The organism is Phytohabitans kaempferiae, from assembly GCF_042433955.1.
In the GTDB taxonomy this organism is placed as follows: domain Bacteria; phylum Actinomycetota; class Actinomycetes; order Mycobacteriales; family Micromonosporaceae; genus Phytohabitans; species Phytohabitans kaempferiae.
Window position 1 is genome coordinate 14,300 of the sequence record NZ_JBHLUH010000050.1, and the last position, 13,936, is coordinate 28,235.

Genomic DNA, 13,936 nt, shown 5'->3' on the forward strand with positions numbered 1-13,936 from the left:
CAAGGTGTGCGTGTCGCTTGGCGAAGGGTTGATATCTAGCGCATGATCGTTCGAGGCGGTCTAATAGACAGGACCGCAAAGAAACCGCACAGTCTGGGACGTGAGGAATCAACATGGCAACCACCGGCACAGCCACCAGCACTGAGAAGGGTCGCCGGATCGTGGGGGCCGAGCGCCAGACGCTCGCCAAAGACCTGGTCAAGCGGTATACGTCCGGCGAGAGCATTCGTGCTCTGGCGGCCTCGACCGGCCGTTCGTACGGGTTCGTGCACCGCGTACTGACCGAGTCGGGCGTGCAGCTCCGCCAGCGCGGCGGTGCTCGTCGCCGCAAGAAGGCGTGAGGGCTTTTCGCCTGTACGGCACCCTACCGCTGCCGGAAACCCCCCGATGAACCTCGACAGCGGTGTACGGCTGGAATGCGCCGGGCCGGTTGCAACTGTTACGTTGTGCCGGCCCGACGTGCTCAACGCGCAAACGCCGGCTATGTGGACGGCGATGTGCCACTTCTCGCGCGACCTGCCCGGCGATGTGCGGGTCGTAATCGTGAGGGCCGAGGGTCGGGCCTTCTCCGCCGGGTTGGACCTTTCACTAGTGAGCGGTGAAGGGACGAATTCTTTCACGGAGATGGCCCGCCTCACCCCCGAGGAAAGCGTGGATCGCATTCACGGTTTTCAAATGGGATTCACGTGGTTGAGGCGACCCGACATCGTTAGCATCGCGGCCGTGCAGGGCCACGCGATCGGCGCCGGATTCCAGCTCGCCTTGGCGTGTGATCTGCGCGTACTCGCCGACGACGCGCAGCTTTCCATGGCAGAGGTGACGCTCGGCCTTGTACCCGATCTGGGGGGCACCAAACGTCTCGTGGAGTTGGTCGGGTACGGCCGGGCTCTGGAAATATGCGTCACCGGGCGGCGGTTGGGCGCGGCGGAGGCTGAGCGCAATGGCATCGCCAACCTCGTGGTGCCCCGGGCCGAGATCGACGGCGCGGCCAACGACCTCGCGGCGGCCGTGCTGGCCTCGCCCCGGGACGCGGTGGTGGAGGTCAAGGCGCTGCTCGCGGGGGCGGCCGACCGCACGTACGAGGCGCAGGACCTGGCCGAGCGCGAGGCACAGGTGCGCCGCTTCCGCGACCTGGCGGGCCTGGGCGAGTAAGGGGTCATCGGGAAGAACGCGCTTACCTGGCGGGTTCTGTCATACCGGGGGCGCAGACTTGTCCCAGGATGGACCCGGAGGTGACGCGCGTGTCGTATGGCGGCATAGGGGGTTGGGAGACCTTGCGGGCGATGCGTGCCCGCGACAAGGTGGCCGGCCACCGGCTCGCGCGCGGCACGGCACGGCGCATCGTTGCGTTCGCCCGTCCCTACCGCTCCGACATCGTGGTGTTCCTGATCACGGTCGTGATCTCGGCCGGCATCGGCGTGGCCACCCCGGTGCTCGCCGGCGACGTGATCAACGCGATCACCGGGGGCGGCGCCGACGCCGGCGGCACGGTGGTGCGGCTGGCCATCTTCATCGCCGGCCTGGCGGTCGTCGACGCGCTGCTCTCGCTCGCCCAGCGGTGGTACTCGGCACGCATCGGCGAGGGCATCATCCTCGACCTGCGCACCAGGGTCTACGACCACGTGCAGCGGATGCCGTTGCAGTTCTTCACCCGCACGCAGACCGGCGCGCTGGTCAGCCGCCTCAACAACGACGTGATGGGGGCGCAGCGGGCGTTCACGTCGACGCTCTCCGGCGTGGTGAGCAATGTGATCCAGCTCGTGCTCACCGCCGCCGTCATGTTCACCCTCTCGTGGCAGATCACCGCGCTCTCGCTGGTGATGCTGCCGCTGTTCATCATCCCGGCGCGGCGGGTCGGCAAGCGGCTCGCCGAGATCACCAAGGAGAGCTACGACCTCGACGCGAAGATGAACGCCACGATGACCGAGCGCTTCGGCGTGGCGGGCGCGCTGCTGGTCAAGCTCTTCGGGCAGCCGGACACCGAGGCGAAGCGGTTCGGCGAGCGGGCCGAGCGGGTGCGCGACATCGGCATCCTGTCCGCGATGTACTCGCGCACGTTCTTCGTCGCCATGCTGCTGGTCGCCTCGCTGGCCCAGGCCCTCACCTACGGGCTGGGCGGCTGGCTCGCGGTCAACGGCACGGTCAGCGCGGGCACGGTGGTGACGCTGGCGCTGCTGCTCACCCGCCTCTACGGCCCGCTCACCGCGCTCTCCAACGTGCGGGTCGACGTGATGAGCGCGCTGGTCTCGTTCGACCGGGTCTTCGAGGTGCTCGACCTCCGCCCGTCGATCGAGGAAAAGCCCGACGCGGTCGCCATCCCGGCCGGGGCGGGGCAGCTGGAGTTCCGCGACGTGCGCTTCCGCTACCCGTCCGCCGCCGAGGTCTCGCTCGCCTCGCTGGAAGACGTCGTGACGCTCGACCGCACGGTCTCCGAGCCGGTGCTGAGAGGCGTGTCGTTCGCCGTGCGGCCCGGGCAGATGGTCGCGCTCGTCGGCCCCTCCGGCGCCGGCAAGAGCACCACCTCGATGCTGGTCTCCCGGGTCTACGACGTGACCGACGGCCAGGTGCTGGTCGGGGGCGTCGACGTGCGCGACGCCACACTCGACTCGCTGCGCGACACGATCGGCGTGGTCACTCAGGATTCGCACCTGTTCCACGAGACCATCGCGGAAAACCTGCGCTACGCCAAGGCCGACGCCACCGACGAGGAGCTGTGGTCCGCGCTGCGTGGCGCCCAGGTCGAAGACCTCGTGCGCGCGCTGCCCGACGGCCTGGAGACGGTGGTCGGCGAGCGGGGCTACCGCTTCTCCGGCGGTGAGAAGCAGCGCATCGCGATCGCCCGGCTGCTGCTCAAGGCGCCCTCGATCGTGATCCTCGACGAGGCCACCGCCCACCTCGACTCCGAGTCCGAGGCGGCGGTGCAGCGCGCGCTGTCGGTGGCCCTGGCCGGCCGCACCGCGCTGGTGATCGCCCACCGCCTCTCCACGGTCCGCGAAGCCGACCAGATCCTGGTGCTCGACGAGGGCAAGATCGTCGAGCGCGGCCGCCACGACGAGCTGGTCGCGGTCGGCGGGCTCTACGCCGAGCTCTACCGCACCCAGTTCGCGGTCGCCGACTCGCCCACGCCGTACGTCGAGACCGACCATCCCGAGCCGGTCACCGTCCCGCCCCGCGACTTCGCCGCCGACAACTGAGCCGCCTTTGGAGCGCCTGAGCCGCGACCAGACGAGCGCGCTGGTCGAGCACCGGTGCGCGGAGCGACCCGAGAGCCCGCTAGCGGTCGGTCGCGGCGGCGCGGAGCAGGGCAAACTCGGCCGCCAGCGAGACCGGCGTGTAATGGGCGTTGAGGCCGCTGGGGTTGGGCAGCACCCAGACCCGCGTGGCGCCGATCGTCTCCGCCTGCGGGCCGAAGACCGCCTTCGGCCGGCCAAACGCGGTGCGGTACGCGGTCACGCCCACCACCGCCAGCCACCGTGGCCGGAAGCGGCGCACCTTGGCGGTGAGCTGAGCCGCGCCGGCCACCAGCTCGGCGGGGCTCAGCTCGTCGGCGCGGGCGGTGGCGCGGTCGGCGATGTTGGTGATGCCCAGCTCGTACGCCAGCAGCTCCTCCTGCTCATCCGGGCGCAGCTGCCGGGGCGTGAAGCCGGACCGGTGCAGCGCCGGCCAGAAGCGGTTGCCGGGCGGGCGAAGTGGCGGCCGGTCGCGGCGGAGTACAGGCCCGGGTTGATGCCGCTGAACAGCACCGCCAGCCCCGGCGCGATCACGTCCGGGATGGTCCGGTCGGCCGCGGCGGCGAGCTGCTCCCTGGTGGGCTTCACAGCGCGCGTACGGCCCCGCCGTCGACCGGCACCGTGAGCCCGGTCAGGTAGCTGGCCGCCGGCGAGAGCAGAAACGCCGCCACGCGCCCGAACTCGGCCGGCTCGCCCAGCCGTCCCATCGGGATCGCCGCCTCCGCCTCGGCGCGGGCCCGCCGCGGGTCGCCGGTCGCCTCGAAGAGCTCCTGGTTGCGGTCGGTGAGGATGCGGCCGGGCAGGAGGCCGAAGACGCGGATGCCCCGGGCGGCGTACTCGTCGGCCATGTCCTTCGCCACGCCGGCGAGCCCGGGGCGCAGCCCGTTGGAGAGGCCGAGTCCCTCGATGGGGCTGCGGACCGAGGTGGAGAGGACCATCCCGATCGCGCCGTCGCCCTCGATCGCGGCGGCGACGGTACGCGCCAGCCGTACGGTGCCGAGGAAGACCGTCTCGAACGACTGGCGCCACTGCTCGTCCTCGACCACCGCGGCGGAGCCCCGGGGCGGCCCGCCCACCGAGATCAGCGCCCCGTCGACCCGCCCGAACCGCTCCCGCGCCGCCGCCACGACCCGCTCGGCCGCCAGCGGGTCGCCGAGGTCGGCGGCGACGCCGATGACCCGTTCCGGTGTGCCGAGCCGCTCAGCGGCGGCGGTCACGCTCTCCGGGGAGCGGGAGGAGACGACGACGCTGGCGCCGTCGGCGACCAGGCACTCGGCGGTGGCGTACCCGAGGCCGCGCGAGGCTCCGGTGAGGACATAGACGCGTCCGGCAAGTCCGAGATCCATGGCGCCGATCCTGCCACCACCGGCGGGCGGCGGCTCGCCACGCCCGCCGGCCCGGGCCAACCGCCGGTCGCGTGAGGGCTCGACCGCCGGCGGCCTCGCGGACCGCCGCGCCACGGGCTGGGCCGGCACCGGTCGCCCGGCGGGCCGAGCGTCAGGCCGCCGGGATCAGCGGCGGAGGGCGCGGGAGAGGCGGTGCAGCACACCGCCGCGCGGGCGGAGTGCGGCCTCGCGCTCGGCCAGCTCTTCGGCGGCGGCGCCGGTCAGCGGGAGCGAGCGGGCCAGTGCCAGACCGTCCGCGAAGGAGCCCTGGGTCGGGCGGCCGTCGGCCCAGCCGGCGAAGGTCACGGTCCAGCGGGCACCGAACGAGGCGGCCAGCAGCGGCCAGTGCCGGGCCACCTCACCGGCCCGCTTGCGCAGCAGCGCCCGGCGGGCCGCGTCGATCAGCCGCGGGTCGAAGCCCGGCGGGACCGGGGCGCCCGCGACCAGCGCCGCGACCAGGGCGGCCTGCCGCTCGGCGAGCGTGCGCCGACCGCCGAGGTCCGTGGCCGCTCGATCCCCGCTCATGTCACCACCGGATAACCGGAGGCGGCGGAGATCGCGTCCAGCTCGGTGCGCAGCGTCTGCGCCGGCGGGTAGTGGCCGTCGCGCTCCAGCATCAGCGCCGGCGGGCGGTGGCGGGCGCACAGCTCGCCGACCAGGTCGAGCACCTCGCGCGGCACCGCGTCGGTGTGCGTGTCGTGGTAGATGCCGTCGTGCTCGGCGCCGCCGGCCACGTGCACGTACGCGACGCGCTCCAGCGGCAGGCGGTCGAGCAGGTCGGTGGGCTCGGCACCGCGGTTGCGGGCGTTGGCGTAGACGTTGGCGATGTCGAGCAGCAGCAGCGCGCCGGTGCGGTCGAGGATCTCGGTGAGGAACGCCGCCTCGTCCAGCTCGTCGTCGGGCCAGTCGAAGATGGCGGCGATCGGTTCGAGCGCGATGGGGACGGGCAGCTCGGCCTGGGTACGCGCGACGTTGGCGACCACGGCGTCGACCGCCTCGCGGCTGCGGGGGAGGGGCAGCAGGTGGCCGGCTTCGAGGCCGCCCGCCCGGACGAACGCGATGTGCTCGCTCACCAGCGGCGCGCCGAGTTGCCGCGCGGCGGCGGCGAGGTGGGCGACGCGGGCCGGGTCGACGGGCTCGGCGCCGCCCAGCGAGAGCCGGATGCCGTGCGGGACGACCGCGGTGCCGGCCTCGCGGAGGGCGGCGAGGGGAGCCGGCACCGGCCCGGAGGCGGGCACCGACTCGGCGATCACCTCGGTGAAGCGGAGCCCGGGCAGGCCGGCGACGAAGCCGGCGATCTCCGGCCGCCAGCCGATCCCGACCCCGAACGCCCCGGGGATCATCCGCCGCAGCCTCCACCGCCGCCGCAGCCGCCGCCACCACCGGAGGAGCCGGAGTCGGAGCTGCCCGAGTCGCCCCCGGAGCCGCCGTAGTAGCCGCCGGTGCCGGCGGTCGAGGCGTACTGCCGCTGGATCTCGGCCTCCTCGGCGAAGGCCGCGTCCGCCTGCCAGAGGGAGGCCGCGCCGTACAGGCCGACGCCGAGCGCGAGGCCGGCGGCGCCGTACGTGGCCCAGGCGGGCGACATCGACGGTGCGAGGTACGCGTGCTGGCGGCGCAGGTCGGTGAGCGCGCGGCGGGCGGCCCGGGTGCGCGTGGGCACCTTGACGAGGAAGCCCAGCGTGACGAACGTCCAGACGACCAGCAGCGCCACCAGGAAGCCGACCGGCTTGCCGGCGGAGGCGCCCGCCGCAAGCCGGACCACGCCGAGGGCGAGCAGCGCCAGCATCAGGAACGGCACGGCGCGCGCCGCCCGCCGCGCGCCACCGCTCGGGGCGAGGCCGTCGCGCTCGAGGCCCTCGCGGAGCGTGGCGAGGGCGGTCACGACCCACTGGTCGTACGCGAGGTCGCGGGCCCGTGCGCGCCCGCTGGCCGCGTTGTAGACGGCCTGGTCGAGCGGGGTCGCGCCCATCGGCATCGGGCCGGCGGCGTGGAGCGTGCGTTGGCCGGGCGCCACCTCGATCGCGCCCGCGCCGCGGAGGCCGGCGAGGGAGGCGTACAGCGCGAGCTTCTCCCCGCCGTTGAGGTAGGCGACCTGCTGAGGTCCGAGCCGGTCGATCGGCGTGTGGCGGCCGGCGAAGAGCGCGGCTCGGTGGATCAGCGCGGCGATCATCAGCGCGGTCGCGGCGCCGGCGAAGAGCACCAGGAAGGCCGGCCCGGGGATCCCCCAGGTGTCACCCTGGGCGGTGAGATCCGTCGTCATGCGGACCAGTGTGGACCAAGCTGTCACGCCTTCCGGACGGCCTCTTCGACCAGGTCGAGCACGCGTCCGAGGTCGCCCGGCGGGCGCCCGGTGGCGAGGTGGAGGACCAGCCCGTCGTAGGCCAGCTCGAGGAACTGCGTGAGCAGGTCGAGCGGCACGTCGTCACGGAGCACGCCGGCCTCGCGCTGGCGGTGGAGGCGCTCGTGCGTGGCGTCGGTGATGGCCTGCGACCGCTGCGCCCACCGCTTGGCGAACGCGGGGTCGGTGCGCAGCCGCCGCGACACCTCGAGCTGGCTGCCCAGCCAGCCGGCCGTCTCGGTGGAGTCGGCGCGGGCGAGGAGGTCGCGCATGACCTGGACGAGGCCGTTGCGCGCGACCGTCTCCACCATCGCGGCCGCGTCGTCCTCGGCCACCGCGAGAAAGAGCGACTCCTTGTCACGGAAGTGGTGGAAGATCGCGCCACGCGAGAGGCCGGTCTCTTCCTCCAGCCGGCGGACCGTGGCACCCTCGTATCCGTGCCGGGCGAAACAGGCGCGAGCGGCGGCGAGGATCTCCTGACGCCGCGCGTCGAGCTGGTCCTGACTCACTCTGGGCACGGGACCGATCGTGTCACGGTGGGCGGTGGTGCGGCAATCCGTACGTACGGCTTGGTGACATGCGCCCCCTGACCGTGGCCGCCGTGCAGGCCGAGGCGACCCCTGGCGACGTGGCGGGCAACGTCGTGCGCGCCGCCCGCTTGGCACGGATCGCCGCCGACCGGGGGGCCACGCTGGTCGTACTCCCGGAGCTCTTCCTGCCGGCCTACGACCCGCCGGCGCTGCGGGCGAGCCCGGCCACGACGGACGTGGCGGCCGACGGCGGAGGGCTGGTGGCCGACGCGCGCCTCGACCCCCTCCGCGCGGCCGCCGCCGGATGCGCGACCGCCGTCGTGGTCGGTGCCGCCGTCCGCCGCCCCGACGGTCGCCGCACCTGCGCCGCGCTGGTGGTCGACCGCACCGGCCGCGTGGCCGCGGCCTACGACAAGCAACATCTCTGCGGGCCAGAGGAGAAGGAGCTTTTCATCCCTGGTACGCGTGGCGCGACGCTCGACATCGACGGATGGCGGCTCGCGCTCGGCGTCTGCTACGACGGCTGCTTCCCCGAGCACGCGCGGGCGGCGGCGGTGGCGGGCGCGCACGGCTACCTCTGTCCCAGCGCCTACGTGGTCGGCTCGGCGCACCGGCGCGACGTCTACTACGCGGCGCGGGCGCTGGACAACACGATGTACGTGGTGTTCGCGAACCCAGTGGGCGGCGTCGATCCCTGGGTCTTCAACGGCGGCGCGACCGTCTACGACCCCGAGGGGCGGCCGGTCGCCCGCGGCGCCGACGAGGGCGAGGAGGTCGTGTTGGCGACCCTCGATGTGAGCGAGGTGGCGCGCGTCCGCGCCGCGCACGAGATGCTCGCCGAGCACCGCACCGACCTGAGCGCCGACCGGGCCCTGCTGACCGCCTGATCAGTTATACGGGCTGTTTACGAAACGGGTCTGTTCCGAGGTGTACAGGTTCACGTAGGGTGCGCGAGTGCCCCTCCTGCTCCTCGATCTCGACAACACCCTGCTCGATCGGGCGGGGACGTTTCGCGCGTGGGCAGAAGACTTTCTGGCCGAGATCGGGGCCCCGCCGGAAGACCTGCAGTGGCTGCTCTCCATCGACGCCGACGGCTTGACCGACCGGTGGGACGTGGCCGACGCGATCCGCGACCGTTACCGGCTGCGCATCTCCTCCATCGATCTGGTCGACGAGCTCACCGAGGGCCTGGCCGAGCGGCTCACGCTCGACCCGCTGGTGGCGTGCGCGCTGCGGATCGCCGACGATTCGGGCTGGGTGCCGGTCGTGGTGACAAACGGGACCACGCGGCAGCAGGACATCAAGATCCGGCGCACCGGCCTCGACCGCTACGTCGCCGACTGGGTCATCTCCGAAGACGCCGGCGTGAGCAAGCCCAACCCGCGCATCTTCGCGATGGCCGCCCAACGCGTGCGCATGCGGCTCCAGGGCGCCTGGGTCGTCGGCGACAGCCCGGAAGCCGACATCGGCGGCGCGGCCGCGATGGGCCTGCCGAGCGTGTGGCTGCACCGCGGGCGCACCTGGATGGAGTCCCGCTTCCGCCCGACGCGCACGGCCGAGGGCATCATCCCCGCGGTGGCCACGGTGCTGGCGGCGGCCGGGGTCGCCCGGTACGCGTAGTGCCGTCGAGGCGGCTCGGCGGACCGCCGCTAGACCGGGGAAGGGGCGGCGGACCAAGAGCGCGCCTCCGGCCGGTTCGGGGCGCGAACTCTCGTAGGCTCATGGCCATGGAAGACAAGACGATCCTGTCCGAGATCCACAAGCTGGTCGAGGAGGAGCACCGGCTCCGCTCGCAGGCGCAGCACGGCGAGATCTCGTCCGACGACGAGCGGGCGCGGCTGCGTGAGCTGGAGGAGTCGCTCGACCAGTGCTGGGACCTGCTGCGCCAGCGCCGGGCAGCGCGCGACGCGGGTCAGGACCCGGAGGCCGTGCGGACCCGCCCGAAGTCCGAAGTGGAGGGTTACCTCCAGTAGGTGCCGGGCCCACGCCGCCACGCGACGGCGAAGGCCGTGCGCCGTCAGGCACAAGGACTGCGCCGCGGCGGCTTCGCAGTGCCTGAGATTCGCCGTGCCGGAAACAGAAGGGCCCGGTCGCCGTCGCGACCGGGCCCCACGCTGATCGGTGGCTCAGCTGGCGAGCATCTTCCGGAGTACGTACTGGAGGATGCCGCCGTGCCGGTAGTAGTCGGCCTCGCCGGGCGTGTCGATCCGCACCACCGCGTCGAACTCCACGCCCGCGTCGGTGGTCACCTTGACCGTGCGCGGCGTGGTGCCCTCGTTGAGCTGCTCGACACCGGTGATCGTGTACGTCTCGGTGCCCTCCAGCCCCAGCGACTCGGCGGTCTCCCCGGTCGGGTACTGGAGCGGCAGCACGCCCATGCCGATGAGGTTGGAGCGGTGGATGCGCTCGTACGACTCGGCGATCACCGCCCGCACGCCGAGGAGCATGGTGCCCTTGGCCGCCCAGTCGCGGGACGAGCCGGAACCGTACTCCTTGCCGGCCAGGATGACCAGCGGGATGCCGGCCTCCTGGTAGGCGACGGAGGCGTCGTAGATCGTGGCCTCCTCGCCGGTGAGGTGGTTGACCGTGAAGCCGCCCTCGACGCCGGGCACGAGCTGGTTGCGGAGCCGGATGTTGGCGAAGGTGCCGCGGATCATCACCTCGTGGTTGCCGCGCCGCGAGCCGTACGAGTTGAACTCGTGCCGGGCGACCCCGTGCGAGGCGAGGTACTTGCCGGCGGGCGAGTCCGGCTTGATCGAGCCGGCGGGCGAGATGTGGTCGGTGGTCACCGAGTCGCCGAGGCGGGCGAGCACGCGCGCGCCGGAGATGTCGGAGACCGGTGCCGGCTGCGGCGCCATGCCCTCGAAGTAGGGGGGCTTGCGCACGTACGTCGACTCGCTGTCCCACGCGAACGTGTCACCGGTCGGCGTGGGCAGCGACTGCCACCGCTCGTCGCCGGCGAAGACGTCGGCGTAGTCGCGGGTGAACATGTCGCTGGCGATCGCCTTGGCGATGACGTCTTCGATCTCGGCGGGGCTGGGCCAGATGTCGTTGAGGTAGACCGGCTGCCCGTCCGACCCGGTGCCGATCGGCTCGTTGGCGAGGTCGATGTCCATCGTGCCGGCCAGCGCGTACGCGACCACGAGCGGCGGCGACGCGAGGTAGTTCATCTTCACGTCGGGGTTGATGCGCCCCTCGAAGTTGCGGTTGCCGGAGAGCACCGAGACCACGCTGAGGTCGGCCTCGTTGACCGCCGCCGAGATCTCCTCGGGCAGCGGGCCGGAGTTGCCGATGCAGGTGGTGCAGCCGTAGCCGACCAGGTGGAAGCCGAGCTTCTCCAGGTAGGGCGTGAGGCCGGCCCGCTCGTAGTAGTCCATGACCACTTTGGACCCCGGCGCGAGCGTGGTCTTCACCCACGGCTTGCGGGACAGTCCCTTGTCGACGGCGTTGCGGGCGAGCAGCGCGGCCCCGATCATCACCTGCGGGTTGGAGGTGTTGGTGCACGAGGTGATGGCCGCGATCACCACCGCGCCGTGGTCGAGCTCGAACACGTTGCCGTCTTCGCTGGTGACCCGGATGGGGTTGGAGGAGCGCCCGTTGGCGCCGGCGGCGGCCGAGATGAGGTCGCGCGGGCGGTCGGCCGGGTCGTCGGCGTGGCCCGGCGCCGGCGGGTCGCTGGCCGGGAACGACTCGGCGGACGCCTCGTCGGCGGCGCCCTCCTCGTGGGTCACGTAGTTTGTCAGGGCTCCCCGGAAGAGCGTCTTCGCGCTGCCCAGCGGCACGCGGTCCTGCGGGCGCTTGGGGCCGGCCAGCGACGGCTCGATCGTGGAGAGGTCGAGCTCCAGGCGCTCCGAGTAGGCGGGCTCGGCGTCGGGGTCGTGCCACATGCCCTGCCGCTTGGCGTATGCCTCGACGAGCGCCACCTGCTGCTCGCCGCGTCCGGTCAGCTGGAGGTAGCGGATCGTCTCGTCGTCGATCGGGAAGATGGCGACGGTCGAGCCGTACTCCGGGGACATGTTGCCGATCGTCGCCCGGTTGGCCAGCGGCACCGCGGCCACGCCCGGCCCGTAGAACTCCACGAACTTGCCCACCACGCCGTGCTTGCGCAGCATCTCGGTGATCGTGAGCACCAGGTCGGTGGCGGTGGTGCCGGCCGGCGCCTCGCCGTGCAGCTTGAAGCCGACCACGCGGGGGATCAGCATCGACACGGGCTGGCCCAGCATCGCGGCCTCGGCCTCGATGCCACCGACGCCCCAGCCGAGCACGCCGAGACCGTTGACCATCGTCGTGTGCGAGTCCGTGCCGACGACCGTGTCCGGGTAGGCCGTCCTTTCCGGGCTATGAGTTACGCCCGGAGAACTGATGCCGTTGCGTTCCATGACGGTGCGCGCGAGGTATTCGATGTTGACCTGGTGGACGATGCCGGTGCCGGGCGGGACCACCTTGAACTCGTTGAAGGCCGTCTGCCCCCACCGCAGGAACTGGTAGCGCTCGCGGTTGCGCTGGTACTCCAGCTCGACGTTGCGGACGAAGGCGTCTTCGCGCCCGAACAGGTCGGCGATGACGGAGTGGTCGATGACCAGCTCGGCCGGCGCCAGCGGGTTGACCTTGGTGGGGTCGCCGCCCAGCTCGCGCACGGCCTCGCGCATGGTGGCGAGGTCGACGACGCAGGGCACGCCGGTGAAGTCCTGCATCAGGACCCGGCTGGGCGTGAACTGGATCTCGACGCTCGGCTCCGCCGCCGGGTCCCAACTCCCGAGGGCGCGGATGTGGTCGGCGGTGATATTGGCGCCGTCTTCGGTGCGGAGGAGGTTTTCGAGCAGGATCTTCAGGCTGTACGGAAGGCGCTCGTGCCCCTCAACCTTGTCGACCGTGAAGATCTCGTAGCTCGCGTCACCGACGTCGAGCCGGCTCTTGGCACCGAAACTGTCGAGACTCGCCACGTCGTACTCCCTCCTGCCGTTTCGTCCATGCCAGTCTTTCGCACCCGGTTTCGATCCACCGAGGTAAGGCAGCCCTAAGAAACCGTACGTCCGTCTTGCTGCCGTGAGCAAGCTTACCCTGCCCCGGGCCCGGCTGGTCCCCCGGTGCCCGCCTGCCCATGGCGTGATCGTGGTCTCGCCGATGGTTCTGGGGGTTTGCCCCGTCTCGCCGGATGTGCGGGCGCGTCCCGCGTTCCGGAGCCCCGCCAGGGCCGCGCAAAGGGGGACGGCGAAGGCCCGCGGCCGGCCAGGGCGGGCGGACGCCTACGCCGTCGACCAGGGCGCATTCGCTCCACAAAGGACGATGCACGGATGGTCACCGGGAACGAGGCCGGCCTGCCAGGCGGCGAAGGGCGCGGCGGCCGCGGGCTCGACGGCCAGGCGGAACTCGTCCCACAGGCGGTCGCGGGCGGCGAGGATCTGGGCGTCGTCGACAAGGGCCAGGTGCAGGTCCGCGTCGCGGAGGATGGCGTACGGAATGCGGCCCACGCGCGTGGCGCCCAGGGCGGAGGAGGCGACCGAGTCGACGGGGCTGTCGACCGGCTCGCCGGCGGCCATGGCGGCGTGGAGGCAGGCGCACCCCTCCGGTTCGACGCCGACGACGGTGGTGCCCGGCGCGGAGGCGAGTGCCAGGCCGGCGATGAGCCCGCCGCCGCCCACCGCCACCGCCACCGTGTCGCACTCGGGCGCCTGCATGGCGATCTCGCGGCCGACCGTGCCCTGGCCGGCGACCACGTCGGCGTGGTCGTACGCGGGCAGGTAGCGCAGGCCGTCGCGGTCGGCGTGGGCGCGGGCGGCGGCGTCGGCCTCGGCGTACCGCTGGCCATGATGGACCACCGTGGCGCCGGAGGAGGCGATGCGCGCGGTCTTGTCCGGCGGCGCGTTCTCCGGCACGTAGATGGTGGCGGGGACGCCGAGCCGGGCGGCGGCGGTCGCCACGCCGAGGCCGTGGTTCCCGCCGGAGGCGGAGACCACGGGCGCGCCGCCGCCCGATGTGGACGCCGCGGGCGCGCGACCGCCGCCCGGCGCGGAGGCGGCCGACCCGCCACCGCCGGAGCCGTTGCCCGCGAGGAGGGCGTTGAGTGCGCCGCGCACCTTGAACGTCCCTGTGAGCTGCAGGTGTTCCAGCTTGAACGTCACCGGCCGCCCGTCTACGACCGCGGGGAAGACGGGCGTGCGCCGCGCGTACGGCGCGATCCGGCCGGCGGCGGACGCGATGTCCCCGGCGACGGGCAGCACCATTTCGACCATCCGACTCTCCTTGCAAAATCTTGCAGAAGCTTTCTGCAAGAGCTAGCGTGCGGGCACCCCGCGAACCAGGAAGGCCGTCGATGAAACGAACCGTCCTGCTGTCCTTCGTCGCCGTGTCCGCACTTCTCGTCAGCGCCGCCCCGGTGAGCGCCGGGCCGGAAAGAGCATCGCTACCAGCGAAGCACGAGATCACCGCGAAAGCGGAGCAGTTCTACTTCAT

General features: G+C 72.5%; 13 protein-coding genes and 1 pseudogene. 6 read left to right on the plus strand and 8 right to left on the minus strand.

Annotation, left to right across the window (positions count from 1 at the left end; all coding sequences use genetic code 11):
- The first annotated feature begins 113 nt into the window (after positions 1–113).
- The 3 genes from ACFFIA_RS23820 to ACFFIA_RS23830 all read left to right on the plus strand — a co-directional run bounded on the left by ACFFIA_RS23820 (position 114) and on the right by ACFFIA_RS23830 (position 3,194).
- The gene (locus ACFFIA_RS23820; protein WP_377253911.1) at positions 114–341 is read left to right on the plus strand and encodes a helix-turn-helix domain-containing protein; all 228 of its coding nucleotides are present in this window, start codon (positions 114–116) and stop codon (positions 339–341) included.
- 46 nt (positions 342–387) lie between these two features.
- Complete coding sequence (locus ACFFIA_RS23825; protein WP_377253913.1) at positions 388–1,152, plus strand: enoyl-CoA hydratase/isomerase family protein; 765 nt, start codon at positions 388–390, stop codon at positions 1,150–1,152.
- A 68-nt stretch (positions 1,153–1,220) separates the two neighbouring features.
- Positions 1,221–3,194, plus strand: a complete 1,974-nt coding sequence (locus ACFFIA_RS23830) for an ABC transporter ATP-binding protein (protein ID WP_377253915.1) — start codon at positions 1,221–1,223, stop codon at positions 3,192–3,194.
- Positions 3,195–3,273: 79 nt separating this feature from the next.
- Here the strand turns inward: ACFFIA_RS23830 and mug are convergent.
- The 6 genes and pseudogenes from mug to ACFFIA_RS23860 all read right to left on the minus strand — a co-directional run bounded on the left by mug (position 3,274) and on the right by ACFFIA_RS23860 (position 7,471).
- Positions 3,274–3,818: pseudogene (gene mug, locus ACFFIA_RS23835) on the minus strand (G/U mismatch-specific DNA glycosylase).
- Positions 3,815–4,576, minus strand: coding sequence for an SDR family oxidoreductase (locus ACFFIA_RS23840; protein ID WP_377253917.1), 762 nt, complete (start codon positions 4,574–4,576; stop codon positions 3,815–3,817). The pseudogene mug and the gene ACFFIA_RS23840 overlap by 4 nt, the downstream one beginning before the upstream one ends.
- A 165-nt stretch (positions 4,577–4,741) precedes the next feature.
- Entirely contained in the window at positions 4,742–5,140 is a 399-nt protein-coding gene (locus ACFFIA_RS23845; protein ID WP_377253919.1) for an SCO6045 C-terminal-like domain-containing protein, read from the minus strand.
- Complete coding sequence (locus ACFFIA_RS23850; protein WP_377254058.1) at positions 5,137–5,955, minus strand: MbnB/TglH/ChrH family RiPP precursor modification enzyme; 819 nt, start codon at positions 5,953–5,955, stop codon at positions 5,137–5,139. The genes ACFFIA_RS23845 and ACFFIA_RS23850 overlap by 4 nt, the downstream gene beginning before the upstream one ends.
- A complete protein-coding gene (locus tag ACFFIA_RS23855) occupies positions 5,955–6,875 on the minus strand; it encodes a TIGR04222 domain-containing membrane protein (protein WP_377253921.1) in 921 nt (306 codons plus the stop codon). Before ACFFIA_RS23855 ends, ACFFIA_RS23850 begins: the two co-directional genes overlap by 1 nt.
- A gap of 23 nt (positions 6,876–6,898) precedes the next feature.
- On the minus strand, positions 6,899–7,471 hold the full coding sequence (locus ACFFIA_RS23860; protein WP_377253923.1) for a TetR/AcrR family transcriptional regulator: 573 nt from the start codon (positions 7,469–7,471) through the stop codon (positions 6,899–6,901).
- Positions 7,472–7,530: 59 nt separating this feature from the next.
- Between ACFFIA_RS23860 and ACFFIA_RS23865 the strand changes: the two genes are divergently transcribed.
- The 3 genes from ACFFIA_RS23865 (at position 7,531) to ACFFIA_RS23875 (ending at position 9,456) form a co-directional block, all read left to right on the plus strand.
- Positions 7,531–8,370 carry a carbon-nitrogen hydrolase family protein gene (locus ACFFIA_RS23865; protein WP_377253925.1) on the plus strand — a complete coding sequence of 280 codons (840 nt, stop codon included), beginning with the start codon at positions 7,531–7,533 and terminating at the stop codon, positions 8,368–8,370.
- Between the two features lie 67 nt (positions 8,371–8,437).
- Positions 8,438–9,103, plus strand: a complete 666-nt coding sequence (locus ACFFIA_RS23870; protein ID WP_377253927.1) for an HAD family hydrolase — start codon at positions 8,438–8,440, stop codon at positions 9,101–9,103.
- A gap of 107 nt (positions 9,104–9,210) precedes the next feature.
- Positions 9,211–9,456 carry a DUF2630 family protein gene (locus tag ACFFIA_RS23875; protein WP_377253929.1) on the plus strand — a complete coding sequence of 82 codons (246 nt, stop codon included), beginning with the start codon at positions 9,211–9,213 and terminating at the stop codon, positions 9,454–9,456.
- Positions 9,457–9,609: 153 nt separating this feature from the next.
- Here the strand turns inward: ACFFIA_RS23875 and ACFFIA_RS23880 are convergent, their stop codons facing one another.
- Positions 9,610–12,426 carry an aconitate hydratase gene (locus ACFFIA_RS23880; RefSeq protein WP_377253931.1) on the minus strand — a complete coding sequence of 939 codons (2,817 nt, stop codon included), beginning with the start codon at positions 12,424–12,426 and terminating at the stop codon, positions 9,610–9,612.
- 303 nt (positions 12,427–12,729) lie between these two features.
- Positions 12,730–13,716: a serine/threonine dehydratase gene (locus ACFFIA_RS23885; protein ID WP_377253933.1), complete on the minus strand. Its 987-nt coding sequence runs from the start codon at positions 13,714–13,716 to the stop codon at positions 12,730–12,732.
- Positions 13,717–13,936: the final 220 nt, after the last annotated feature.